This is a genomic window from Acinetobacter sp. AR_0276 (genome assembly GCF_003000705.1).
Classification (GTDB): domain Bacteria; phylum Pseudomonadota; class Gammaproteobacteria; order Pseudomonadales; family Moraxellaceae; genus Acinetobacter; species Acinetobacter nosocomialis.
The window spans coordinates 1-23,380 of record NZ_PSQO01000001.1 but is presented as its reverse complement, the minus strand read 5'-3'; the positions used below and the strand labels follow the sequence as shown (position 1 = coordinate 23,380).

At 48.1% G+C, this 23,380-nt stretch carries 22 protein-coding genes; 6 read left to right on the top strand and 16 right to left on the bottom strand.

Translation table 11 applies throughout. The features are described 5' to 3' along the window. Positions 1 to 229: 229 nt before the first annotated feature. From CSB87_RS00110 to CSB87_RS00095, 4 genes are all read left to right on the top strand, one after another. Positions 230 to 829, top strand: a complete 600-nt coding sequence (locus CSB87_RS00110) for a helix-turn-helix domain-containing protein (RefSeq protein ID WP_004704287.1) — start codon at positions 230 to 232, stop codon at positions 827 to 829. A gap of 304 nt (positions 830 to 1,133) precedes the next feature. Beyond that, complete coding sequence (locus CSB87_RS00105) at positions 1,134 to 2,447, top strand: ammonium transporter (protein WP_004704288.1); 1,314 nt, start codon at positions 1,134 to 1,136, stop codon at positions 2,445 to 2,447. Positions 2,448 to 2,861: 414 nt separating this feature from the next. Then, a complete protein-coding gene (locus CSB87_RS00100) occupies positions 2,862 to 4,175 on the top strand; it encodes an ammonium transporter (protein WP_004704289.1) in 1,314 nt (437 codons plus the stop codon). Between the two features lie 133 nt (positions 4,176 to 4,308). Beyond that, on the top strand, positions 4,309 to 5,460 hold the full coding sequence (locus CSB87_RS00095; protein ID WP_004704290.1) for an IS4-like element ISAbe18 family transposase: 1,152 nt from the start codon (positions 4,309 to 4,311) through the stop codon (positions 5,458 to 5,460). 620 nt (positions 5,461 to 6,080) lie between these two features. Here CSB87_RS00095 and CSB87_RS00090 read toward each other — a convergent pair. The 8 genes from CSB87_RS00090 to CSB87_RS00055 form a co-directional block, all read right to left on the bottom strand. Next, complete coding sequence (locus CSB87_RS00090; RefSeq protein ID WP_004704291.1) at positions 6,081 to 6,746, bottom strand: sarcosine oxidase subunit gamma; 666 nt, start codon at positions 6,744 to 6,746, stop codon at positions 6,081 to 6,083. Between the two features lie 2 nt (positions 6,747 to 6,748). Then, a complete protein-coding gene (locus CSB87_RS00085; protein WP_004704292.1) occupies positions 6,749 to 9,661 on the bottom strand; it encodes a glycine cleavage T C-terminal barrel domain-containing protein in 2,913 nt (970 codons plus the stop codon). Further along, positions 9,658 to 9,993 carry a sarcosine oxidase subunit delta gene (locus tag CSB87_RS00080; protein ID WP_004704293.1) on the bottom strand — a complete coding sequence of 112 codons (336 nt, stop codon included), beginning with the start codon at positions 9,991 to 9,993 and terminating at the stop codon, positions 9,658 to 9,660. The genes CSB87_RS00085 and CSB87_RS00080 overlap by 4 nt, the downstream gene beginning before the upstream one ends. A gap of 11 nt (positions 9,994 to 10,004) precedes the next feature. Continuing rightward, a complete protein-coding gene (locus CSB87_RS00075; protein WP_004704294.1) occupies positions 10,005 to 11,243 on the bottom strand; it encodes an FAD-dependent oxidoreductase in 1,239 nt (412 codons plus the stop codon). A 38-nt stretch (positions 11,244 to 11,281) separates the two neighbouring features. Continuing rightward, the gene (gene folD, locus CSB87_RS00070; protein WP_004704295.1) at positions 11,282 to 12,181 is read right to left on the bottom strand and encodes a bifunctional methylenetetrahydrofolate dehydrogenase/methenyltetrahydrofolate cyclohydrolase FolD; all 900 of its coding nucleotides are present in this window, start codon (positions 12,179 to 12,181) and stop codon (positions 11,282 to 11,284) included. Continuing rightward, positions 12,178 to 13,044: a formyltetrahydrofolate deformylase gene (purU, locus tag CSB87_RS00065; RefSeq protein ID WP_004704296.1), complete on the bottom strand. Its 867-nt coding sequence runs from the start codon at positions 13,042 to 13,044 to the stop codon at positions 12,178 to 12,180. Before purU (CSB87_RS00065) ends, folD begins: the two co-directional genes overlap by 4 nt. A gap of 231 nt (positions 13,045 to 13,275) precedes the next feature. After that, positions 13,276 to 13,509, bottom strand: coding sequence for a hypothetical protein (locus CSB87_RS00060; protein WP_004704298.1), 234 nt, complete (start codon positions 13,507 to 13,509; stop codon positions 13,276 to 13,278). Between the two features lie 170 nt (positions 13,510 to 13,679). Next, positions 13,680 to 14,000: a DMT family transporter gene (locus CSB87_RS00055; protein ID WP_031953676.1), complete on the bottom strand. Its 321-nt coding sequence runs from the start codon at positions 13,998 to 14,000 to the stop codon at positions 13,680 to 13,682. A 254-nt stretch (positions 14,001 to 14,254) separates the two neighbouring features. On the opposite strand from CSB87_RS00055, the gene purU (CSB87_RS00050) reads away from it, so the two are divergent. Both purU (CSB87_RS00050) and CSB87_RS00045 read left to right on the top strand, forming a co-directional pair. Then, the gene (gene purU / locus CSB87_RS00050) at positions 14,255 to 15,121 is read left to right on the top strand and encodes a formyltetrahydrofolate deformylase (RefSeq protein ID WP_004704301.1); all 867 of its coding nucleotides are present in this window, start codon (positions 14,255 to 14,257) and stop codon (positions 15,119 to 15,121) included. 186 nt (positions 15,122 to 15,307) lie between these two features. Continuing rightward, on the top strand, positions 15,308 to 15,646 hold the full coding sequence (locus tag CSB87_RS00045) for a P-II family nitrogen regulator (RefSeq protein WP_004704302.1): 339 nt from the start codon (positions 15,308 to 15,310) through the stop codon (positions 15,644 to 15,646). A gap of 436 nt (positions 15,647 to 16,082) precedes the next feature. On the opposite strand, the gene CSB87_RS00040 is transcribed toward CSB87_RS00045, so the two are convergent. The 8 genes from CSB87_RS00040 to CSB87_RS00005 all read right to left on the bottom strand — a co-directional run. After that, positions 16,083 to 17,213, bottom strand: coding sequence for an aminomethyltransferase family protein (locus tag CSB87_RS00040; protein ID WP_004704305.1), 1,131 nt, complete (start codon positions 17,211 to 17,213; stop codon positions 16,083 to 16,085). 62 nt (positions 17,214 to 17,275) lie between these two features. Next, positions 17,276 to 18,304: a heme-dependent oxidative N-demethylase family protein gene (locus tag CSB87_RS00035; protein ID WP_031953674.1), complete on the bottom strand. Its 1,029-nt coding sequence runs from the start codon at positions 18,302 to 18,304 to the stop codon at positions 17,276 to 17,278. A gap of 15 nt (positions 18,305 to 18,319) precedes the next feature. Then, positions 18,320 to 19,264, bottom strand: coding sequence for a PDR/VanB family oxidoreductase (locus CSB87_RS00030; protein ID WP_031953670.1), 945 nt, complete (start codon positions 19,262 to 19,264; stop codon positions 18,320 to 18,322). Then, entirely contained in the window at positions 19,261 to 19,800 is a 540-nt protein-coding gene (locus CSB87_RS00025; RefSeq protein ID WP_004704312.1) for a dimethylamine monooxygenase subunit DmmA family protein, read from the bottom strand. The genes CSB87_RS00030 and CSB87_RS00025 overlap by 4 nt, the downstream gene beginning before the upstream one ends. Positions 19,801 to 20,040: 240 nt before the next feature. Further along, positions 20,041 to 21,405, bottom strand: a complete 1,365-nt coding sequence (locus CSB87_RS00020) for an NAD(P)-binding domain-containing protein (RefSeq protein ID WP_004704315.1) — start codon at positions 21,403 to 21,405, stop codon at positions 20,041 to 20,043. 147 nt (positions 21,406 to 21,552) lie between these two features. After that, positions 21,553 to 22,332 carry a PAS domain-containing protein gene (locus tag CSB87_RS00015; RefSeq protein ID WP_004704317.1) on the bottom strand — a complete coding sequence of 260 codons (780 nt, stop codon included), beginning with the start codon at positions 22,330 to 22,332 and terminating at the stop codon, positions 21,553 to 21,555. 25 nt (positions 22,333 to 22,357) lie between these two features. Continuing rightward, complete coding sequence (locus CSB87_RS00010; RefSeq protein ID WP_004704319.1) at positions 22,358 to 23,074, bottom strand: response regulator; 717 nt, start codon at positions 23,072 to 23,074, stop codon at positions 22,358 to 22,360. A 1-nt stretch (position 23,075) separates the two neighbouring features. Continuing rightward, the coding region (locus CSB87_RS00005; protein WP_265735302.1) for an ATP-binding protein at positions 23,076 to 23,380 on the bottom strand (305 nt) is incomplete at its 5' end.

Sequence of the window (23,380 nt, the reverse complement as noted above, 5' to 3'; positions counted from 1 at the left end):
CAATGTATTATTCAGCAGAAGAAACTTTCTTTCCTAAAGAGAAAGCAATTCTCTTGCCAACTTTTTTAGATCGGTTAAAAAATTTGTGCTTGGGGCCTAAAAGCCTTAATATTCCTAAAGAGAATAAAAGTTTCATAAGATAATACTTTCATTCCACATCGGGGCTGCTTTTTAATTTTGATTAAGAGTCAGCAGAATTTAGATTCAAAACAGTGCGAGTTGATCCATAATGAGACAAAACAAGAACAGCCTTAAACTGGAACAGTACATTGGCATTCAAATCAAACGCTGCCGTCAGGAACAGGGCTTGAAACTGGCGGAAGTCGCACAGACTGCTGAAATCAGTCAGGGTATGCTGAGTAAAATTGAGAATGCCCAGGTCTCGACCAGCCTTGAAACGCTAAGCCGCCTATGTGAAGTACTGGGAATCCCCTTATCCACCTTATTCAGTCAATATGACCATCAGGAAAGCCGGGCAATGATTGTGAAATCAGGCGAAGGAATGGAGGTGGTGCGTCGTGGTACCGAAAAAGGGCATACGTATCATCTGCTGACCCATTCTCGCGGGCCGCGCAAAAACTTTGAAGCCTATTTGGTCAGCATGGATGATGCCAGCGAAGAATTTCCCACCTTTGCCCACCCGGGAACAGAGATGCTGTATCTGATTGAAGGTGAAATCATGTACCGTCATGGCGATGAAGTATTTCATATGCAGCCAGGCGACTGCTTGACTTTAGATGGTGAAATTCCGCATGGCCCAGAACAACTGATTAAAGTCCCGATCCGTTTGATCTCTATGGTGAACTATGGGGATAACCAGGCCGAATAAAGCGGCCCTGTTTTTATAAAAAAGATGGCAGTGCCATCTTTTTTGTTTATATGCTTCGAATAAACCGTGCGGTAGCGTATCAAAGTTTATCTTGCCCTACCCTTATTGCCCCTTCGCCATCTCAACAGCCCCCTCCTTTACGACAACAGTCCTCCGCTGTTGCAGAGATCAAAATTCAACTCTGGTATAAGAATTGCTTTGCTTAAAAATAAATAAATATTCCCAATAAGAATATATTATTGCAACGAATTGATTTTGGGATATTGATCTTTACAGCCTAGTAAAAAAATCCGGAGTACAACCTATGTGGGTAAATCATTTAAAAAGAATTGTCGCAGCGATCCTGCTGCTGCCTGGCTTGGCCTTTGCAGGTGAAACTGATCTGGATAGCGCCTCCACCGTATGGATGATGCTGTCCACACTGCTGGTACTGCTGATGTTTGTTCCCGGCTTGGCACTGTTTTATGGCGGTATGGTCCGTGCCAAAAATATTCTGTCCATTTATACCCAGTTTTTTGCTGTGGCAGGCGTGGTTTGTGTACTGTGGCTGACTGTGGTTTATAGCATGAGTGCAGACAAAACCCATATGCAAGCAGGGGTAACCAATCTCTACAGCTTTGTCGGCAGTTTAAATAAGGCCTTTCTGGTGGGTATTGATGAAAATACTCTGCTGGGCGGTGTACCTGAATATATTCTGATCATTTTTGGCATGACTTTCGCAATCATTACCCCCTGTCTGGCCATAGGTGCTTTTGCTGAACGCATGAAGTTTGGCGCGGTGGTGTTGTTTTCTGCTCTGTGGCTGGTTTTGGTATATGGACCAATGACTCATATGGTCTGGGGCGGTGAAGGTGCAATCATGCACACCTGGGGAGTTCTGGACTTTGCTGGCGGTACCGCGGTGCATATTAATGCCGGCATTGCCGCCTTAGTCGGCGCAATTGTATTAGGCAAGCGTAAAGGCTGGCCGGCTGCACCCGTTCCCCCGCACAATGTGGTCTATACCATGATCGGCGCAGCATTTTTATGGGTAGGCTGGTTCGGCTTTAACGTCGGTTCTGCATTCGCGGTAAATGCATCGGCCACCATTGCCATGATGACCACTATGGTGGCGACCTGCGGCGGCATCTTAGGCTGGATGGTGATTGAAAAAATGCATACCCATCATGTCACGGCTTTGGGCCTGGCTTCAGGTGCGATTGGCGGATTGGTGGGCATTACCCCTGCAGCAGCTTATGTCGGACCTTTTGGTGCGTTGGCGATCGGCTTTATCACCGCCATCTGCTGTTTTTATGCCGTGACCAAGCTGAAGCATAAAATGGGGATTGATGATGCCCTGGATGTCTTTGCTCTGCATGGCATAGGCGGCATGGTCGGCTGTATGCTTACCGGTATTTTCTGCATCCCGCAACTGGGCGGCAAAGTGGCCGACATTTCCCTGCTGAACCAGTTGGCTGCACAGGCAGGCAGTATTGTACTCACCGTAATTTATTGTGGCGTGCTGACCTGGCTGATTATGAAGTTCGTCGATAAGACCATCGGTTTACGTGTAACCCCGGAACAGGAAGAGCGCGGTCTAGATGTCAGCGATCACAACGAACGTGCATATAACAATTAACGCCACGGCCAGCTTTCAACTGATAAATTAAAATTTCATTTTAGTCCATTTAAAATTCTTCAACTTCACCAAGCAAATGCTTCAGGGCATTTGCTTTTATTTTTGCAAGTACAATGCCGAGACTGGCAATTCCCATCTGCTTTCCCGGGGTGAAAACACCTGACCATGGCTAAAGGACTACTTCTTTTGAGATATAGACGTCCTAGCTTTAAAATGATTATGATAGATCGTTTAACTGTAAATTAAGTAAAAATATATACTTGAAAAATAATAAAATAATTATTAATTACAGACTAGTGGTATAAGAATTGCATCTTGAATCATGAAAGAAATATTCCCTTTAGTAATACCAATTCCCACCAAAAAATGGTCAAGCTAATGTAAATCCATATTCATGAGATTCAGGAGCAATTCATGATAATGAACAATGTGAAGAAGTTACTCATGCTGAGTGTACTGCTGTCGCCTAGCGCAGTTTTTGCCGCTGAGGGAACGATTGATGGACCTGCCACTGTATGGCTCATGGTTTCTATTGTTATTGTCCTGCTGATGTTTATTCCAGGACTTGCGCTGTTTTATGGCGGTATGGTCCGCGCCAAAAATATCCTGTCTTTATTTACCCAGTTTTTTGCGATTGCCGGGATTGTCGGCATTTTATGGGTGGCCGGGGTATATAGCCTGGCAACCGATACCACTAATATGCAAGAGGGCGTTTATAACCTGAACAGCATTGTCGGTGGCCTGGATAAACTGATGCTGCAGGGCATCACCGCAGAAAGTCTGGCAGGTGGCATTCCTGAATATATCTTGATTGTGTTCCTGATGACCTTTGCCATGATAACGCCGTGTATTGCACTGGGTGGCTTTGCGGAAAGAATGAAATTCCGGGCAACGGTTATTTTTTCATCTCTGTGGATAGTGCTGGTCTATGGCCCAATGGCGCATATGGTATGGGGCGGCAAAGGTGCATTATTCCATAACTGGGGAGTATTGGACTTTGCCGGCGGTACTGCGGTACATATTGCCGCCGGGGTCACGGCATTTGTTGGTGCCATAGTGGTGGGCAAACGTAAAGGCTGGCCTGCTACGCCGATGCCGCCGCACAATGTAGTATTTGTGATGATTGGCGCAGCATTGCTCTGGGCCGGCTGGTTCGGTTTTAACGTGGGTTCGGCTCTGGCCATCAATTCTTCAGCCGCACTGATTTTGATGACCACCATGCTGGCAACCTGCGGTGGTATTGTCGGCTGGATGTTTGCTGAAAAAATGTATTCCGGCCATGTCACAGCCTTTGGTCTGGCTTCAGGTGCCATTGGCGGCTTGGTGGGCATTACCCCGGCGGCCGCTTATGTTGGCCCTTTTGGTGCAATTGTGATTGGCCTGCTCACCAGTATGGCCAGCTATTACGCGATTATGATACTAAAGAAAAAGCTCGGCGTAGACGACGCGCTGGATGTATTTTCATTACATGGCATTGGCGGTATGGTTGGCTTCCTGCTGACCGGTATTTTCTGTATTCCGGAGTTGGGCGGCAATGTTGAAGGCATTTCCCTGCTCCCGCAATTCTTGGCACAACTGGCCAGTATTGCGATGACCTTTGCCTATGTCGGCATCTTGAGCTGGATCTTGCTGAAAATCATTGATAAAACCGTGGGGCTACGTGTCACGGCAGAACAGGAACAACAAGGCCTGGATGTCAGTGATCATAACGAACGTGCTTATAATTAAAGGCCGTGGAAAATCAAGTAACAAGGGCTTCGGCCCCACTGCTGTCCCATAGTTTGCTTTAAATAAAAAAACCTGAGTCCTAACAGTTAAAATATGAGTGCAAACAAACACTTTAACGACCAGGATTCAGGTTTTGTCACATCAGAATACCGTATTTCATGAGCTAATTAAACCTGTTGTGCGACAGGATTTTGAACAACTTGCTAAAGTACACCATGTTGGACAGAAATTTAGAGCGGCTTCCCGGTGGGATCAGTTTATTGCCATATTGATGTCTCAATTCTCTTGTAGGCAAAGTCTGAGAGATATTCAATCCAATTTGGAGTGCCAACAGGAAAAGCTAAGTCATCTCGGAGCAAAATCTATTCCCCGAAGCACGCTGGCACGAATCAATGAGCAGCAGCCTGCTGCCTTGTATCAACAGCTATTTTACAAGTTGCTTAAATACTATGAACACTCAAAAGTAGCTCATAAATTTCGCTTTAAGAATCCCTTGTATTCCTTGGATGCCAGTCATATTGACCTGTCGCTTTCCTTAAGTGAATGGGCCAAAGTTCATGACTCAAAAGCCAGCATGAAACTCAGCATAGGATTGAATCACAGCAATGATATTCCTGAGTTTGTTGCAGTTGAAAATGGCAAAGAAAATGACATGGTACAAGGCCGCAAATTCCAGTTTCCTGCTGGCAGCATTGTAGTTTTTGATAAAGGCTATGTCGATTACCAATGGTATGCAAATCTGACTGCTCAAAACATTGGATTTGTCACACGTTTTAGGCCTAAATCTGTGTATCAGGTGATCCAGCAACATCCAGTGCTTGAATCCAAAGGTATTCTAAAAGATGAAACCATTCAGCTGAATAGCGCACATGCCCTAAAAAGAAAAGCCCCAGTGTTAAGAAGAATTGAATATAGAGATCAGCAAAGTGGCAAGCACTTTAGCTTTCTCAGCAATAACTTTCATTTAGCCGCCTCCACCATTGCGGCGATTTATAAAGATCGTTGGAAAGTTGAGCTGTTCTTTAAGGCGATTAAGCAGAATCTCAAATTAAAAGCGTTTCTAGGCCGCAGCAGGAACGCAATTCAGACACAAATCTGGATTGCGATGATCGCCTATTTATTGGTGAGTTTCGCTCAACATTTAGGGAAAACAGGTTGGACAGTTCAACGTTTACTCAGAATAATTCAAGTGAATTTGTTTGAAAGAAGAACTTTAAAAGCTTTATTTTCACCCGATAAAATACCCATAAAACAACAGGAAGCTCAAATGAGCTTCCTCTTGTGAAAAATTGTGGGACAGCAATGGCTTCGGCCCTTGTTTTTTTATGGCGGCTTGGGATAAACATCGCTTTGCATCATTTGCATACATGGCTATGCTGCCCTTTGCGGATTAAATCCCGCTACTGCCCATCTGCGGATTTTAACTGCTGAGTACCCTGTCAACGGGTTAACAATTATTCTCTCTTATGAGCAAAACAGGGATAGATAGCTTGCTGACGGCTTCCTTTCGGTCATTTCCCAGAGCACATCTTTGAGATTGTATGATCGAATGCCGAGTGCTCCAGCACTATAGGTTGCTGAACATTCCCAAAAAACCACAAGGAAAATTTTCTATACAGGGTCATCATTATAGAGAAATCGGGTAGCGCGATCATGTAGCCATGGTGGCAAGAACAAACGACGGATTTCGTCCTATTGCTTTGAAGCATTTAATTTTTTTCTTGATCAAAACGATGCTTTAGTAAATGGTGAATGCTTAAAAGCATAGTGCTGGAATGGGCGGCTGTACGCTCTTATGATAAAGGTTGATTGCTGTCCTGACTCTAGGGCATAAAGCAAATGGCTGCCAGCTTACGCTAACAGCCATTCAGGGGGATTACAGTTGGGGGAAAACAGAATTGTTATTTATGCAATGCTGAGCAGCCCGTCAATACCGACAGCCTGACCATCAAATTCTGCAATGGCATCCAGCAGGACATTCCACAAATACAGTGCAGAAGCCCGGTCACACAAGAGATTGAATTTCGGCGCCTGGGCATCGCTGACATTCATCACCACAGCATTAATGCGCGCCACCGAGGTCTGTGCAATCTGACCTGCAGCAAAAGCTTCTGCGGACAAATCGACGGCACACAGCTTAGCCATGATGAAAGCCACAGATTGCCCAGTTAGCTGAATCCAGGCATGGCTATCCTGACGCGGCAGCAGATAGTTGGCGCGGTCACTCAGCTCCCAGCTCTGTTCCAGTGCGGCTATACTTTCACCAAAATCCTGCATTGCACCCAGCACTAAATATTCGGTCGCAGACAGCCGTGCCACAATGCTGCCATTGGCCTGATGACACAATCGATTGGGTTCATCCGGCAATCTAAAACCCGCTGCAGTTAAATAGCTGGCACTGTCGGTTCCCCGGAAACCGACGCGTGGCATATTGGTTAAATCCACCACTGCACATTGCTGAATGTGCTGGGACTTACCGCCTGCAAGAAACATGCGTCCTGCGCCATAAGACTGATAGGCCGCACAGGTTTTTTGAATGGGACTGCGTTCTGCTTGAGGTAAAATACTCATGATCAGATCTCCTGACGGGCATTATTAGGGTCATAGAAAGGCGCTTTTACTACTGTGGCGTAGACACTTGCACCTTTTTCCACACGAATCTGGAACTGCTGGCCCACTGCGCTTTGCTCGATACCGACATACGCCATGCCAATAATTTGGTCCAGAGTGGGTGAATATTCACACGAAGTTACGTTTCCTGTAATTTTGTCGCCATTCAGCACAATATGGCCTTCCAGCGGTTTTTGCTGCTGTTTGTCCAGCACAAAAGACACCAATTTGCGTTTCATGGGCTGCTGTTCCAAAATGGCAATGGAACGCTTGCCCACGAACCATGGCTTGCTTTTCGCTACAGCCCAGCCTAAGTCCACTTCTTTAGGATGCGACATGCCATCGGTATCCTGACTGATAATGATATGACCCTTTTCCAAACGCAGTAGTCGCTGGCTTTCCACCCCAAAAGGCTTCATGGAGAACTCTTGACCCGCCTGCATCAGCAGATCCCACATGAACTCGCCATAACGTGCAGGGAAGTGAATTTCATAGCCCAATTCGCCTACAAAGCCAACGCGCAAGATACGCACAGCAATGCCCTGAATGGTTCCGGTGCGCAAACCCAGGTAGGGAAATGCTGCTGCACTGAAGTCCACGTCCTGACAGACCTTTTGCAGCACTTTGCGGGAATTCGGACCGGCAATATTCACCGCCGCAAATGCCGACGTGACATTGGCTATATCGACATTTAAGCGCCACTGCGCATTCCATTTCAGCATTTGCTGGTAAATGCGGTCTACCCCACTGGTGGTTGCGGTAACATAAAAGTGGTTTTCACTTAAACGCCCGGCAACACCATCGTCTATCACCACGCCATCTTCGGCAGTCATGACTGCATAACGGGTTTTACCCACCGGTAATTTTACAAAACCAAAGGTATATAATCGGTTGAGGAACTCGCCGCTGTCAGGCCCGCGAAGATCTAATCCGCCTAAAGTAGATACATCAATCATGCCGACATTCTGACGTACATTGCGCACTTCGTTTTCAATATGCTGCAAACGGCCAGAGACGTCACCATAATAGGCCGGACGCTGCCAGTTGCCTGCTGGCATCATTTGTGCACCGGCCTCAATATGGCGTTGATGCATGGCGGTCTGACGGAAAGGATCAAAACCGCGTCCCGCAATATGCGCCAATTTTTCTGCAGTGAACGGTGGACGGGCGGTCGTCACCCCGGTTTCGCTCACTGTGCGGTCTGTATATTTTGCCACGAGACGCGCAGTAGGCAAGGCTGAATGACGGCCTTGAGAAGGTCCCATACCCACAGTAGAAAAACGCTTGACCAGCTGTACATCACGGTAGCCCGATTTGGTGGCATTAATAATGTCGCGGATTTGCAGGTCTTCATCATAATCGACAAATTCTTTGCCCTTAGGATGCGCGAAAATTGGCCATGGGAAATTCACCGCTGCTTCGACAACAGGTTTTTTCGCTGCTGTAGCAGCATTGCCCAAAATGGCATTCACTGCATCCGTGGCGGTTTGCACTGCATCATGCAGAACATTGTCCAGCTGATGCACACCGGCAACAGAGCCGCTAATGTGCAATCCCTGAGGTAAACCGGAAATGCTGAACTGTGCCTTTTTGTCGTTATAGTTCAGTTTGGCACCGGCTTGACACAGCAGCTGGTACACCGGCATATAACCGGATGACATGGCCAGCACATCACAATCAATTTTCTTGCTGTGTGTACCCACCTGGCCTTCTGCAACAATACTGCGTATATCGACTCCGGTCAGATGCTGCATGTCCTTGCTATGCAAGGCTTCATACACGGTACTGCTGAGATAGACCGGAATGTGGTGCAGTTCAACCGCTTTTTGCAAAGCGGGATCTTCTGCACCGGCGCGCATGTCGACTAGGGCGGCCACAGAGATACCGGCTTCGGCCAGATCTAGGGCGGCCAGATAGCCGTCATCGTTACCGGTTAAAATAACCGTTTTCTGGCCGGGCCGTACCCCATACAGTTTGACCAGACGCTGTACGGCACTGGTCAACAGCACACCGGGCAAGTCGTTGTTGCGGAACACCACTGGCTGGTCAAAACTGCCGCTGGCCACAATGCATTGCTTGGCACGGACTTTATACATACGCTTGCCTTGAATGACCGGTAAATAATGATCGGTAAACCAGGCATTACAAATGGCTTGTTTCAGCACGCTAATGTTTTCATGCTGTTCTACTTGCGCAATCAGTTTGGCTGCACATGCAGCGGCTTTTTTACCCTCGGCATCAAAACGCGCATAATGCAGGCTACCACCCAGTATTTTATCCTGTTCAATTAACAACACTTTCATGCCGGCATTCGCGGCGGTTAACGCTGCCTGCAAGCCGGCCGGACCGGCACCAATAATGGCAATATCTGTAAATAGATAGGCTTTGTCATAGTATTCAGGCTGAAAATTCAGATCCAGCACCCCCAGCCCGGCTTTTTTACGGATCATGGTCTCCCACAGCTTCCAGACCCCTTTAGGCTTGTAGAATGAGCGGTAATAGAAGCCGACAGGCATAAATTTTGAGAATTTGCCTAAAAACGCATCGCTGTCTTTCATTAACGAGCCAGCATAGTTTTGCCCCATTGCCGACAGATGCGCTGCAATCTCGGTGCTATCTGCCAGTACATTCGGCTCCTGCGGCAATTGAATCAGCGTATTGGCATCTTGTCCCGCCATGGTTAAAGGTGCACGCGGACGGTGGTATTTAAAAGAGCGCGACATAATCCAGCGCTGATTGGCAATCAAGGCACTGGCAATACTGTCGCCCGCATAGCCCTGAAAAGTCTGCTGATCAAACTGAAAAGTCACAGGCTGGTTGCGGTCAATCAAAATGCCATACGGCAAAGGCAGTCGGTTTAAATCTAGATTGCTCATGCGGATACCTCCTGTTTAGCAGCCTGTTCTGCTGTTTTTTCTGTAGCTGGCGGATTTTCAAAATCGATGCGCTGGCTAAACATTTCCTTGGCATCAAAGGTACGCAGAATTTCATCGCTCACTGTATGGCGCTCGGCAATAAACCAATAACTGCTTGGGGTATGCATCCACCATTCCAGTACCACACCGGCAATATTGCTTTTATTGAACACATAATCTGCCCATTCTTCATTGCTGCAGGTGTTCTGGTCCGGCATGGTTTTCAGCTCGCCGCCATAACTAAATTCACTGATATTTCTTGGACCATTTAAAGGACAAATCATTATTTTCATGGGTTTACTCCTTAATGGCTCGCCGCAGTGGCGCCCATTTCATTGACTTGCTGGAAGCGGCTGAAACGCGACAATTCAAATGGCTTGATCAGATCCGGCGTACGGCCAGTCGCCACAAGTTCCGCCATGGTCTTGCCACAGATCGGGGTGGATTTAAAGCCCCACGTGCCCCAGCCTGCATCCAGGTAATAATTGTCATAAGGCGATTTGCCCATAATCGGGCTGTAGTCAGGCGTCATGTCGGTCATGCCAGCCCATTGGCGCATGAGTTTGACATTGGCCATAAACGGGAACATTTCAATGGCATGAGCCAGCAGGCTTTCTTTTAAATCCAGGGTAGAACGGGTGTTGTACAGCGGATAAGGGTCTGAACCGCCACCAAAGACAATTTCACCGCGGCTGGTTTGCTGCACATAGCAGTGCAAAGCAGATGAACTGACCAAAGGATTGATAAACGGTTTAAACGGCTGGGACACCATGGCTTGCAGCGGGAAGGTATGAATCGGCGACTTGATATGCAGCTTGTTCATTAAAATGCTGGAAGCGCCGGCAATCGCCTGTACCACGCAGCCACACTTGATGCTGCCACGGTTGGTTTTTACCGCCGTGACCTGGTTTTTTTCAGTCACAAAATCCTGTACTTCAGTCAGCTGGTGGATTTCCACGCCGCGTTTCGCCGCTTCCTTGGCATAGCCCCAGGCCACGGCATCATGCCGTGCTGTGGCACCATCCATATGCCAGAGTCCTGCCAGAACAGGCAAATGCGCGGGATCAAGATTCAGACACGGTACCAGCTCCTTAATTTGCTGGCGGTCAATCATTTCGGTACGACCACCAAAATGCTTGTTCACTTCGGCACGCTGGCGGAAGGCACGCACAGTAGAATCGGTATGCGCCAAAGTCAGCTGGCCGCGCTCTGAATACATGATGTTGAAGTCAAATTCATTGGACAGGTTTTTAAATAAATCAACCGATTCTGAATAGAACTTCACTCCTTCTGAGGTCAGATAGTTGGAACGGATCACCGCAGTATTACGCGCCGTATTACCACCGCCAAGATAGGATTTTTCCAGCACAGCAACATTGGTGATGCCTTGATATTTTGCAAGATAATATGCGATTGCCAAACCATGACCGCCAGCGCCAATAATCACTACGTCATAGTGTGATTTCAGCTCCTTCGGTGGAGGCAAATCAACTTCAACAGGATATTCACTGCTTAATCCGTATTTGAGCAAACCAAGTGGCATAATTTCTTCTCCAAGGCATCTTTTCCAATGCCGCTAGCTTATTTTTTAAAAATGTTTGCCTGCATACGCGCAGCATCAAGGGTATTTTTCATCAGGTAGGCAATGGTCATGGGACCGACACCACCCGGAACAGGCGTGATGGCTTTGACCACAGACAGCGCATCGTCATAATCGACATCTCCGACCAGACGGTTTTTGCCGTTTTCCTGAATGCGGTTAATCCCCACATCAATGACCACTGCACCCGGTTTTAAATAGGATGCATCGATCATTTTCGGCCTACCGACCGCTGCCACCAGAATGTCGGCATTTTTGCAAATGTCGCGAATATTCTGGGTGCGTGAATGGACAATGCTGACGGTGCAACTTTCTTTTAATAACAGCGCCGCCATCGGCTTGCCGACAATGTTGGAACGACCCACCACCACAGCATGCAGTCCGGACAGATCCGGCCCCAAGGTGTCTTTCAGCAGGCGAATACATCCGGTCGGTGTGCATGGGGTTAACACCTCACGGCCCTGACTCAGACCGCCGACATTTTCACTGTGGAAACCGTCAACATCCTTAAGCGGATGAATGCGCTGCAACACCGCCGTTTCATCAATATGTGCCGGCAACGGCAGCTGCACCAGGATGCCATGCACGGTGGCATCTGCATTCAGTTCATCAATTTTCTGCAGCAGCGTGTCAGCATCTGTATCTGCTGACATGCGGTATTCCAGTGAGCGGATGCCGACATACAGCGCTTTTTCAACCTTGTTGCGCACATAGACATGACTGGCCGGATCATCTCCGACCAGGACTACTGCAAGGCAAGGCTCAATACCTTGCGCTTTCATCTGCTGCACTTCGCTTTTGATCTCGTCCAAAACGGTTTGTGCAGTTGCTTTGCCGTCAATAATCAGCGGCTGTGAATGTTCTTGAATGGCTATGTTCATTTAAATACCACCGTACGGTCATCATTAAGGAATACGCGGTGTTCGACAAAGTATTTCACCGCTTTGGACAGCGCGACTGTTTCGGTATCACGCCCCACCGAGACCAGGTCATCCGGCAAATAGGCATGGTCGACCCGCTGCACTTCCTGCTCGATAATCGGACCTTCGTCCAGATCACCGGTGACAAAATGTGCCGTGGCCCCGATCAGTTTGACGCCACGTTCAAAAGCCTGGTGATAAGGCTTGGCCCCTTTAAAGCCAGGCAGGAATGAATGGTGAATATTGATGGCGCGTCCTGCCAGCTGGCGGCACAGGTTGTCTGACAGGATCTGCATATAGCGCGCCAGAATCACCAGTTCGGTACCGGTTTCATCCACAATTTTCAGCAGTTCCTGTTCCTGCTGTGCTTTGGTCTCTTTGGTCACCGGCAGATAGATAAAGCGCAGGCCTTCACGTTCTGCAATCGGACGTAAATCCAGATGGTTGGACACCACTGCAGTAATCTGGAAATCCAGTTCGCCTTTATGATGGCGATACAGCAGGTTGAGGAAACAGTGATCAAATTTGCTGACCAGGATCATGACTTTCATCGGTGCGCTGCAGTCATAGAAGGTGGCCTGCATCGCGAACTGCTGTTCGACTTCGGCAAAGCTGGCTTTCAGGCTGTCAATATCGCCACTGGCGTCATTGAAACGGAAGACAATACGGGTAAAGAAATAGCCGGTGGTCTCGTCATCATACTGTGCCATTTCACTGATATAGCAGCCGTTCTGGGCAAGGCAGCCGCTGATGGCGGCAACGATGCCGGATGCAGCCGGGCAACGGATTTTTAGAATATATTGGGCTGGAGCGTTCTGGGGCATAGGGGTGCTTCCTATAAATTCTCAATCTTTAAAATGAGTTTCTATGCGATATTTAATTTTCTCTTTAGGAAAATTTTTTTCTCTGTGAGAATTTATATAGGATTTTTTTTCAGCCGTCTACGGCTTTAGGAAAGTTTTTTTATTTTTAGGAAAGTTTTTTAAATTATTGATTTTTATTAATATGTGCGAAAGCACCAGCAGGAAATTAATCTCCTGCTGGCTAGATTTGGCTTAACATAAAACCTCTACCCGATGAAACTGCTTCAGCTGTAACAATGCCTGAAAAGGCTGGGCAGACTGCATCAAATGATTCATCTGTTCATGAAACTGCTGAACCAGACCCTGATTGCATCGAATCAGCCAGCCTTTCATAAACTTTTTGTTCATATTCAGCATATACACCTCACAGGTGGTCGGTGTTAATAAGCGAATTTTCTTAATCACAAAGTGTTCCGGATAGCTCATCGCATTCTCCTTTTACAAAGTTCAATTGATAAAAAGCAAATACCGCGCCAAGTTTGCCAATAACCGATTTGGCCTGTTTGATGCCGGCTAAATCCGGTATTTATTCCTGATATGAATATTTTATGCATTAAAACTGCGCATCTGCTTGATGGCCTGCACCAAATTGCAGATCAGGAGAGCTCGGAAAATTTCATCAATAGCAGTCCAGCCGTAATCAAAACGGCGGCTAAAATACGCATCAAGGTGGCCTGCTCGCCCAAGATCAAGATGCCCAGCAAAAATGCCCCGACCACACCTATGCCCGACCAAATGGTATAAGCCGTGCCTAGGGGCAGCGTACGCATGGCATAGCTCAACAGCAGAAAGCTTAAAATTACAAAAACCACTGTCATGAGGGTGGGGATCGGTTTGCTAAAACCGGCTGAAAGTTTCATGGAATAGGCCCAGATAATCTCAAAAATACCGGCCAGAACTAAAACTATCCATGCCATCTGTATTGACTCCCTGAATTAAGTTTTATGCCGGATCAGCTCAGCATACGGCTGATTTTAATACTGCGATGGCTGGCCAATTTTACCTATACCTCTAAAGGCATACTCATAAAAAGTAGCTGAATTTAAACAAGAAATATGGACAACGGCGTGTGTTTTTATATAAATTTTTACAAGAAATTAAATTTACTCTTAAGAATATCCATCTTGAGCACCTGAGTTTTGACTGCCTTAAATACCGGAGCAAATCGACCATGACGCAGCACACTTCAGCCCAATATATTCTAAAAATCCGTTGCCCGGCTGCATCCGGCATCGTTGCCGCCATCAGCGGCTGCCTTGCCCAGAACGGCTGCTATATCAGTGAAATGGCACAGTATGATGACGAGACCACCGGCTATTTCTTTACCCGTATTGTCTTCCGTTTCAATGACGCCAGTGGCGATATTGACAGCCTGAAAGCCAGCTTTGCCGAAGTCGAACAGCAGTTCGCGATGCAGGCCACCTTCTATGACTGCAGCGCACCGATGAAAGTCATGATCCTGGTCAGCAAATTTGATCACTGTTTCCTCAACCTGCTGTATCGCCATCATAAAGGCGAACTGGATTTCCAGATTACTGCAGTGGTGTCCAACCATCTGGATTTACGTCCGATTGCAGAACGTGAAGGCCTGCGCTTTATCTATCTGCCGGTGACCAAAGAGACCAAAGCACAGCAGGAACAGGAACTGCTGAAAATTGTGGATGAAACCGGTACCGAACTGGTGATTCTGGCGCGCTATATGCAGATCCTGTCAGACAACCTGTGCCGCCAGCTGGCAGGACGCGCCATCAATATTCACCATTCATTCCTGCCTGGCTTTAAAGGGGCCAAGCCTTATCACCAGGCTTTTGAACGTGGCGTCAAACTGATCGGGGCCACGGCACATTTTGTCACCGGTGATCTGGACGAAGGTCCGATTATCGAGCAGGAAGTGCAGCGGGTCGACCATGCCTATTTGCCGGATGACCTGGTCTCGGTGGGGCGTGATACCGAAACAGTCGCGCTGTCCAAAGCGGTGAAATACTTTGTCGAACACCGCGTATTCCTTAATGATGACCGTACGGTGGTATTTAAATAAGGCCTAAGTGAAAGCTAAGCGCATCACCAGCGCAGCTGTACGGCCACTCAGGTGGAAAAACCAGACTGGCCGTACAAATGTATCGATTGCTATTGATATGATTTTAAAATGAAAAATGGCATCATTCTTGCAAAATAAAACTTGTTCAAGAATGAAAATGAATACAATAAAATTAAGAGGTACTGTATGAAACTAATCACCGCCATTATCAAACCATTCAAATTGGACGATGTCCGTGAAGAGCTCAACAAACACAGCATTCATGGTATGACCGTGACCGAAGTCAAAGGCGCAGGCCGTCAAAAAGGCCATACCGAAATGTACCGCGGTGCCGAATACAGGGTCGATTTTTTGCCGAAAGTGAAATTGGAAGTGGCCGTCCGGAGCTATCAGGTCGAATCAGCAATTGAAATTATCAGCAAATTTGCCGCTACGGGCAAAATTGGCGATGGTAAAATTTTTGTCAGCGCGCTGGAACAAGTGGTACGTATCCGCACTGGTGAAACCGGTATGGACGCCATTTAGTGTTATGCTCAATCCTATCCCCCCACCCTTTGGTTTGATCACCCTCGCAAAAGTTAAACACTGAATTACCCGGCAAGTGGGGTTTGGGGACACATAAGACTGAACTCAACGCTTTTATTGCCAGCCGGGTACAATTCTGACTACCCCTCTGAAAGCCTGTTGCAGCGTTTCTGCCCTTGTTCAAGGATTCTAAAATACCTTCTACGACTATGACCTATGCCGCTATTCTCGAGATGTGTTGCAACTTGCTACATGTCTACATCGCAGGTCATGTCCATGCGCGTCATTCAAATAAAAGGGAATAGGAAAACGGCTTCCCATCAATTTAAAGCAGGCTCAGCTCCAGACTCATCGGCTGCTCAAACGGGTCAAATAGAACACCTAAAAAAATCCTGCAGTTAGCAGGATTTTTTAGGCTGAGTGGATTGCTGGCTACTTAGCCTTTTGCGGTACGTTTTAATTTCTCGGGATCATCAAATGGCAAGGTATGCGCGATTGCATTTACCTCCAGGCTGCCTTTGACCTGCAGGGCTTTACCCTGCTCTGCATAAGGCACATCCAGACGTGCGATGGCCACGGTTTTACCGGTCAGCGGCGAATGCATACCGCAGGTAATGACCCCCACTTGCTGATTGCCGTCCCATAAGGTATCTCCCATTGCAGGCACCTGATCGCCTTCCAGCAATACACCGAAGATTTTAAAGCGTTCTTTGCCTTTTAAACGGCGATGCTCATAGCAGCCGCGGAATTCGCCTTTATGCGGTGAAACCGTGAAATCCAGGCCGAGTTCCCACAAGGTGTCGCCGCAGACATCATTCTCGAAGGGGAAATATTCTGAATTATCATACGGAAAGAAGAGTAAATAACTTTCTGTACGCAGCCAGTCCAGCGTGGTAAATGAACAGGGAATAATGCCATATTCAGCGCCGGTACTGAGAATGGTTTCCCAGATCATCGGTGCATCGGCCGCCTTACAGAAAATTTCATAGCCGCGTTCGCCGGTATAGCCGGTACGTGAAATCATGACAGGCGCACCAAACAGTTTGGTTTGCAGATGGTGAAAATAGGGCAAATCACGAATGCCCGCGACATGTTGAGCTAAATAGTCCACGGCCAATGGCCCTTGCAGCGATAAATCATGCAGGTCATCATCAAACAGTACCGCAACCTGACGCCCAGCCGCTGAGCGAATCAGCATTTCATAGCCAATGCCTGTGCCATGCACCACCATAAAGGCATTTGGTCCGGTACGGTAAATCACGCAGTCATCCACAAATTTTCCTTGCTCATTCAGCATGGTCGCATACACGGATTTGCCGGGATACAATTTGGAAATGTCGCGGGTGGTTGCATATTCCAGCAGGCTTTCCGCATGCGGGCCGACATAATGGACTTTTTTCAGGCCCGAAACATCCATCAATCCGGCTTTGGTGCGGATAGCCGTATAGTGATCTGCAATATCCGAATCATAGGTCCATGCTGTTCCCATGCCGTTCCAGTCTTCTAATTTTGAACCGAGCTGACGGTGGTGGGCTGCCAATGCAGAAATGCGCCAAGAGTTTGCCATACAGGTCTTCCTTATTGAATATTTTAAAATGTGCTGATTACTTAATTTTTGAAACTGAGCTGTTATTCATCTACGCCATCGAAGCCATCGAACTGGCTGAGCCATTGCACCAGCGGTTCACGATATTCACTGATGCCCTTGTATTCTGCGATCGGCTCAGGCAAATCGCGGATTACGCGGTATAGCCGCTTGGCCCATGCCGGGTTGCGGGTCAAATCATTCAGGCTAATCAGATAAGTGCGGATACTGAACAGCAGTGCATTGCTGCGTGCCAGACGCGGCATTGTTTGTAGCTCCACCCGCAAATGCACCAGTTCACCGGCATTTTCCGCAGTGACCAGACCGCGTTCATGTCCCCATAAATGATAGGTTTCCGAGGAAGTATCCATACGCGGATTGATGGTCATTGTCCAATTCAGACGTCGGTAGGGCTGGCCAACCTGAATGTTGAGCAGGAATTTGAGTGCGCGCTCAAACACCCCCAGGTTATGTGCCAGTTTTGGTACAGGGGCGTGCCATTGCTTAAAACTCATGCCGGCATCAAAATTCAGTGACCAGTCTGCAGGGCCGGTGATCATGCCGGTATCCATAAACAAATCGCCATCACGCTGATCCAGCAAGGCAACATCGCCCTGGAACTGACGGCTGATAAATTCAAACGGCTCCATCGGCAAGCTGTCTGCCTGACCAAAAATAAAATGGACGTCGATATTTAATGGTTGATTGACCCAGTGCCAGTTCAGGCCATCACGCTCCAGCTGGAAATGTTCAGGGTAGTCTTCCGCATAATGCAGCATCACCATTTCCAAAAAGTCCCAGCTTGCTTGACGCATGTGAGGCATGATAATGCAACGTTTCGGATCCTTTTCCAGGGTTAAACGGCGCTCGTTCATTTCCGTTACATAATGTTCATCTACATCGAACCAATGCTCAAAAATGCTATCCGGCCTTGAAACAACAGGCTCAATATTCACCGAATACATATACTGGTCTTCGGGAAATGGAAAAGGAAAACGGGCAATCGCCTTTGCACTGTTATGGTAGTGAAACTGATCATGCATATTTTCATTGGGGTTAAATTGAACCGTCATCGTAATCTCCCAAAGCTATAGGTCTAAATGCAGGCAATGGCCTTGTTTGGCACGCGAAACGCAAGGCATCAACTGCGCCGAGCGCTCCTGCACCGTTAAATAATGATCCAGATGTTCTACCTCGCCTTGGCTGTAGGACGTGGCACATTGACCGCATACGCCGCCGCGGCAGAGATTGGGTACCTCAATGCCTTCTTGTTCCAGTGCTTCCAGCAGGCTAAAATCGCCGGGCACATGAATACGGCGCTGGCTTTTACTGAGCACGGCATCAAATGCGACTCCCGGTGCAGGCGAAGAAAAAGCTTCCCAATGCACACGTTTTTTTGACCAGCCCAGCATTTGTGCACAGTCAACAACAGCATGAATCAGACGCTCTGGCCCGCAAATATAGACATGGCTGCCGAGGGACTGCTGGCTCAGCAATGCGTTTATATCCAAACGGCGCTGGGTTTTTTCCGAATAAATATGTACCTGGTCATGAAACAGCTGCATCAGCATATCTTCATAGGCATTGCTGATGCCGTCACGACAGGCATAGTGCAGTTCAAAACTGTGCCCGGCATGCAGCAGGTATTTCATATGCGACAGGAACGGGGTAATGCCGATGCCGCCGGCAATAAATACATGATGCTGGGCCTGAGAATTGAGGGAAAATAAATTCAGCGGCGCAGAAATATTTAGGGTATCGCCCACCTGGATGTTTTCATGCAGGTATTGCGAACCGCCACGCGAGTTCTCCTGCAAGCGCACCGCAATTTGATACTGGTGCTGCTCATACGGGGCATTCAGCAATGAATAGGCATTGCGGATGATGCGGCCTTCAACTGGCAACTGTACAATCACATGACTGCCGGAAGAAAACGGCTGCAAGGGGGCATCTAAAGCGGCCAAGGTAAATTCGCGAATCATCGGGGTAACTTGATAAATTCGGGTTACATGGACAGGAACGGTTGGGTTCATGCGCTGAGTGCTCCCATAGGTTGATGCGCATTGGCACAGACTCCCATATAGGCGCCAAGGCGTTCAGAAAAATGACTGCGGATCAGCAGTTCGACCTGACACTGCTCACAGCTACAAAGCTCGTCTTTAACGGTGTTCTGGGTATGACCGCAGTGCACGCAGTAGACTTTTTTACGCGGGTTTTGCAGGCTGGAGCTATCCGCAATCAAGCTGATTTCCTCATCTAGGCAGCCCGTACCCACCAGGCACTGCTGTACTGTCCAAACAAAGGATTCATCACCGCAGACCACGGTACGCACGCCGGCCTTTTCCTGCTGCAGCACTGTCTCTAGTTCATGCAGCAGGCCAGCCAAGGCTGGATCTTGTTGACTGTCCAGCATCAGCTGCACCGTTTGCGGATGCTGTTTGCTCATTTCGGTTAATTTCCGGGTCACTGCCGATGCTGCATGCTGCAACACCAGAACATACTTGGGTGCATTCCAGTGCAGCGTTTCAACAGTGTCATATCTGGGGGTACTGTGCATGGCTTCCATCATTTGAGAAACCTCATATAAGAACTACATAATCAAATATTTAAAGGTTTTTACGCCGCCTGGCCATTCCCTCTAAATCATACCCACTAAGGGGTAAAGCACGATATGCGGGGGAGATTTTTAAGCTAATGCGGAAATAAAAAAAGCAGCTGGAAACCAGCTGCTGCAGAAGAAACGTATGCCAGGTTGTTACTATGTGTTATGGGGCTGCCCGGCAGTGTTACGGGTCAAGCATTGACCGTGCTAACCTGCCTTTTGCTGTAGGTTGGCCTCGGTCTGTAAATAGGCCTCCAGGGAGTCATCCAGGGCATCAATCCAGGGCGTATGATGCGGCGTTGCCATCGTCCCGGTCATCAATGAACGGTAAGTATTGTCACGGAAGGCCATAATGTTTTCTTGCTTGTGTTTTTTCCATTGCAAAAAGGTCAGCCGCACCGCTTCAATATCAAAGCTTGGATAATCGGTCTGATCAATCAGGCGCATAATATAGTCGCCTTGAAATTTGAACATGGCTGCTGCATCCTGCAGGGTTTTTTCTTCCTCATGCCAGGCTTGGGTGTCGGCCTGCATCTCGGCAAAACTCGGCAAGGCAATTTTACCCAGCATCACATCGCGCGCATACCAGGCCTGTGCATCAAACATATTGAAGGAATACCACTGATCCTGCATGCCTAAATAAAATAGCTGCGGATTGGCTTCCCAGACCACACCCTGATACAGGTGCAGCGGATAGAGAATGTTATCGGTTTTTAGACGTAGGCTTTCCGACATGAAAGGGAAACTGTGCAAATAGCCAGTACATAAAATAATGGCATCAATCTCGGCCGAACTACCATCGGCAAAATAGGCATGGGTCTGATCGACCCGCAGCAGTTGCGGACGCTCTGACCAATTTTCAGGCCAGTGATAGCCCATCGGTGAACTGCGGTAACAGCTGATAATCTGCTTCGCACCATATTTATAGCATTGTGAACCGATATCTTCAGCAGAATAGCTGCTGCCGACCAGCAGTACATTTTTCCCTTTAAATTCCAGTGCATCGCGGAAGTCATGGGCATGTAAAATCCGCCCACCAAAACTGCCGAAACCTTCATATTCAGGAATTTTGGGGGTAGAAAAATGTCCAGAAGCCACCACCACAAAATCAAAAGTCTCGGTATACATCTCGTCGGTGACATGGTTATGCACCGTCACTGAAAACTGTTTGCTGTCCGGGTGAAACTCGACATGGCGCACCGCACTGTTGAAGCGGACATATTTGCGTACATCGGCTTTTTCTACCCGACCTTTGATATAGTCCCACAGCACGGCACGTGGCGGATAAGAACCAATCGGCCGGCCAAAATGCTCATCAAAGGTATAGTCTGCAAATTCCAGACATTCTTTCGGGCCATTCGACCATAGATAACGGTACATGCTGCTATGCACCGGTTCACCATGTTTATCCAGGCCGGTATGCCAAGTGTAGTTCCATTGACCACCCCAGTCGGCCTGCTTTTCAAAGCATACCATTTCCGGAATTTCGATGCCCTTGCTTTGCGCAGATTGAAAAGCGCGCAGTTGCGCCATCCCGCTTGGCCCTGCCCCAATAATTGCAACTCGTTTCATGGTGAATCTCCATGTGATCTGTTTTAAACAAAACTGCCGTGATGCCATTACCTTAGACAGGCCTAGATCTTTTCGAAATTCCTCAGATGGGGTATGCACAATGGGATACTGACCTGGGGTCATGCCGCTTTAGCGGCTTGCATTCCCTCAGTTTTGGATAAATACAGCGCCTTCAAGACCCAGCACCATGTCGCTTTGCGAATATAGACCCTGTCCGATTTCCTGTACCCGCTGTATGCTGTTCTGGGCAGTAATAATGCGGTAGTGCAAATGAAATACGCGATGATGCTGCACAGCCAACTGGATACTGTCCCAGACGTACTGCTGGTCATCGGGATGAATCAGCTGTCCGTAGCGCGGCGTATTGATCAGCAGCTCACTGTGATAACCGGTTATCTGCTGACAGCCGCTGCTGACATAATCCATAGTCCAGTTCCAGTCATTGCGTGAACGGTACAGCATGACCGGCAGGCGCGAAAGCAAATCATGCAGACTGCGCTGCTGTGCATCCTGCAGTTCTTGCTGCCGGATTTTTTGCGTCTGCTCCGTGCCTAAAATGCACCATCCCCGCAACTGGTTTTTTCCGGCACCGGCACAGATCGGCTGCAGCGACAGATCAAACCATACCAAGGGCTGTTCCGGGATTAACAGGCGCAGTGCTAGCTTACACGGCCGTCCGGCCATGAGGGCACATTGGAAGGTCAAACTATCTTCGGAATACAGCCAGTAGCTCAAGGGTAAGCGCTGTGCTGCAGCATCCGGTTGCAGCTGTAGCAAGTTGTGCCAGGTACGATTACTGCGCTGAATCACGCCATGACTATCCAGCAATAGTGCAATATCGGCAAACTGGTCAAACAGTTCAGGCCAATCCTGATTCAAGTCCATATTCAGCCCATCTTTGCTGGAAGGCAGCGCTATTTTCGACATATCAGCATTACTCGCACGGTGAACCTTAAACGGAAGAAGAGGGATAAATATCAAAATCTGCAGTGTTAAGCTGCTGATGCACCCACACGGAAAGCTCCAGCCGTGAATGCACATTCAGTTTGCGTAGCAGACTTTTCACATAGACTTTTACCGTACCGTCACTGATGCCTAATTCACGGGCAATCAGTTTATTGTTCAAGCCTTTTGCGATCAGCTTTAACGTTTCCTGCTCCCGCTGTGTCATTTCCGACAGAAGTTTACGCTGCAATAGCACCTGTTCAGAGGTTTTATGCAAGGCAGCGGCTAAGGGTGACGTCTGCTGCCGGACTTGCTGCGCCAGCAAAGCTACCCCATCGGCATGCAGTACGGTCCTGCCCTGTATGACTTGATGCAGTTGTAGCAGAATATCTTCCGGCAAGGTATCTTTGGGCAAAAAGCCATTGGCACCCAGACGAATGGCATCCAATACAATGCTGTCCTCCAGGCTGGCAGTTAAAATAATCACTTTAAGATCGACATTGCGTTCACGGATGCATTTTAGTACCTCAATGCCGCTCATCTGCGGCATCTGTACATCCAACAGCAGCAATTCAATGTTCGCGGTGTCCAGTGCTGACAAAAATGCTGATCCGCAGCTGTATTCCTGCTGTACATCAAAATGCTCGGACTGGCGGATAATATCCGCCACACCGCGCCTGAACAGCGCATGGTCATCTACAATACTGACTGCAATTTTATTCATCTCACTTCCCTCCAGTGCTCAGGTCTAATATCAGTTCAACGCAGGTGCCGCAGGGACGATTCGGGCGGATACTGAGCACAGCACCAATCCGTTCGGCTCGTTCCTGCATAATTTCCAGTCCGAAACTGTCCGGCCGTTTCCGTCCTGCCTGTATGCCGCGGCCATTATCTGCAATCTGAATGTGCAGCTGCTGAGTGAAATTGCGCTTTACAGAAATGACGGCTGTACTGGCGTGAGCATGACGTACAACATTGCTCAGGCTTTCACGGATGATATACAGCAGCTGTACCGACTGTCTGGCACTGA

Bases quoted from the DNA above. Each gene is read 5' to 3' on its own strand.
- CSB87_RS00105 (WP_004704288.1), top strand. From the start codon at position 1,134: ATGTGGGTAAATCATTTAAAAAGAATTGTCGCAGCGATCCTGCTGCTG.
- purU (WP_004704301.1), top strand. From the start codon at position 14,255: ATGACGCAGCACACTTCAGCCCAATATATTCTAAAAATCCGTTGCCCG.
- CSB87_RS00010 (WP_004704319.1), bottom strand. From the start codon at position 23,074: ATGAATAAAATTGCAGTCAGTATTGTAGATGACCATGCGCTGTTCAGG.
- CSB87_RS00080 (WP_004704293.1), bottom strand. From the start codon at position 9,993: ATGAAAATAATGATTTGTCCTTTAAATGGTCCAAGAAATATCAGTGAA.
- CSB87_RS00025 (WP_004704312.1), bottom strand. From the start codon at position 19,800: ATGATGGAAGCCATGCACAGTACCCCCAGATATGACACTGTTGAAACG.
- CSB87_RS00030 (WP_031953670.1), bottom strand. From the start codon at position 19,264: ATGAACCCAACCGTTCCTGTCCATGTAACCCGAATTTATCAAGTTACC.
- CSB87_RS00020 (WP_004704315.1), bottom strand. From the start codon at position 21,405: ATGAAACGAGTTGCAATTATTGGGGCAGGGCCAAGCGGGATGGCGCAA.
- CSB87_RS00015 (WP_004704317.1), bottom strand. From the start codon at position 22,332: ATGTCGAAAATAGCGCTGCCTTCCAGCAAAGATGGGCTGAATATGGAC.
- CSB87_RS00055 (WP_031953676.1), bottom strand. From the start codon at position 14,000: ATGGCATGGATAGTTTTAGTTCTGGCCGGTATTTTTGAGATTATCTGG.
- CSB87_RS00035 (WP_031953674.1), bottom strand. From the start codon at position 18,304: ATGACGGTTCAATTTAACCCCAATGAAAATATGCATGATCAGTTTCAC.
- folD (WP_004704295.1), bottom strand. From the start codon at position 12,181: ATGAACATAGCCATTCAAGAACATTCACAGCCGCTGATTATTGACGGC.
- CSB87_RS00110 (WP_004704287.1), top strand. From the start codon at position 230: ATGAGACAAAACAAGAACAGCCTTAAACTGGAACAGTACATTGGCATT.
- CSB87_RS00100 (WP_004704289.1), top strand. From the start codon at position 2,862: ATGATAATGAACAATGTGAAGAAGTTACTCATGCTGAGTGTACTGCTG.
- CSB87_RS00060 (WP_004704298.1), bottom strand. From the start codon at position 13,509: ATGAGCTATCCGGAACACTTTGTGATTAAGAAAATTCGCTTATTAACA.
- purU (WP_004704296.1), bottom strand. From the start codon at position 13,044: ATGCCCCAGAACGCTCCAGCCCAATATATTCTAAAAATCCGTTGCCCG.
- CSB87_RS00090 (WP_004704291.1), bottom strand. From the start codon at position 6,746: ATGAGTATTTTACCTCAAGCAGAACGCAGTCCCATTCAAAAAACCTGT.
- CSB87_RS00075 (WP_004704294.1), bottom strand. From the start codon at position 11,243: ATGCCACTTGGTTTGCTCAAATACGGATTAAGCAGTGAATATCCTGTT.
- CSB87_RS00085 (WP_004704292.1), bottom strand. From the start codon at position 9,661: ATGAGCAATCTAGATTTAAACCGACTGCCTTTGCCGTATGGCATTTTG.
- CSB87_RS00040 (WP_004704305.1), bottom strand. From the start codon at position 17,213: ATGGCAAACTCTTGGCGCATTTCTGCATTGGCAGCCCACCACCGTCAG.
- CSB87_RS00045 (WP_004704302.1), top strand. From the start codon at position 15,308: ATGAAACTAATCACCGCCATTATCAAACCATTCAAATTGGACGATGTC.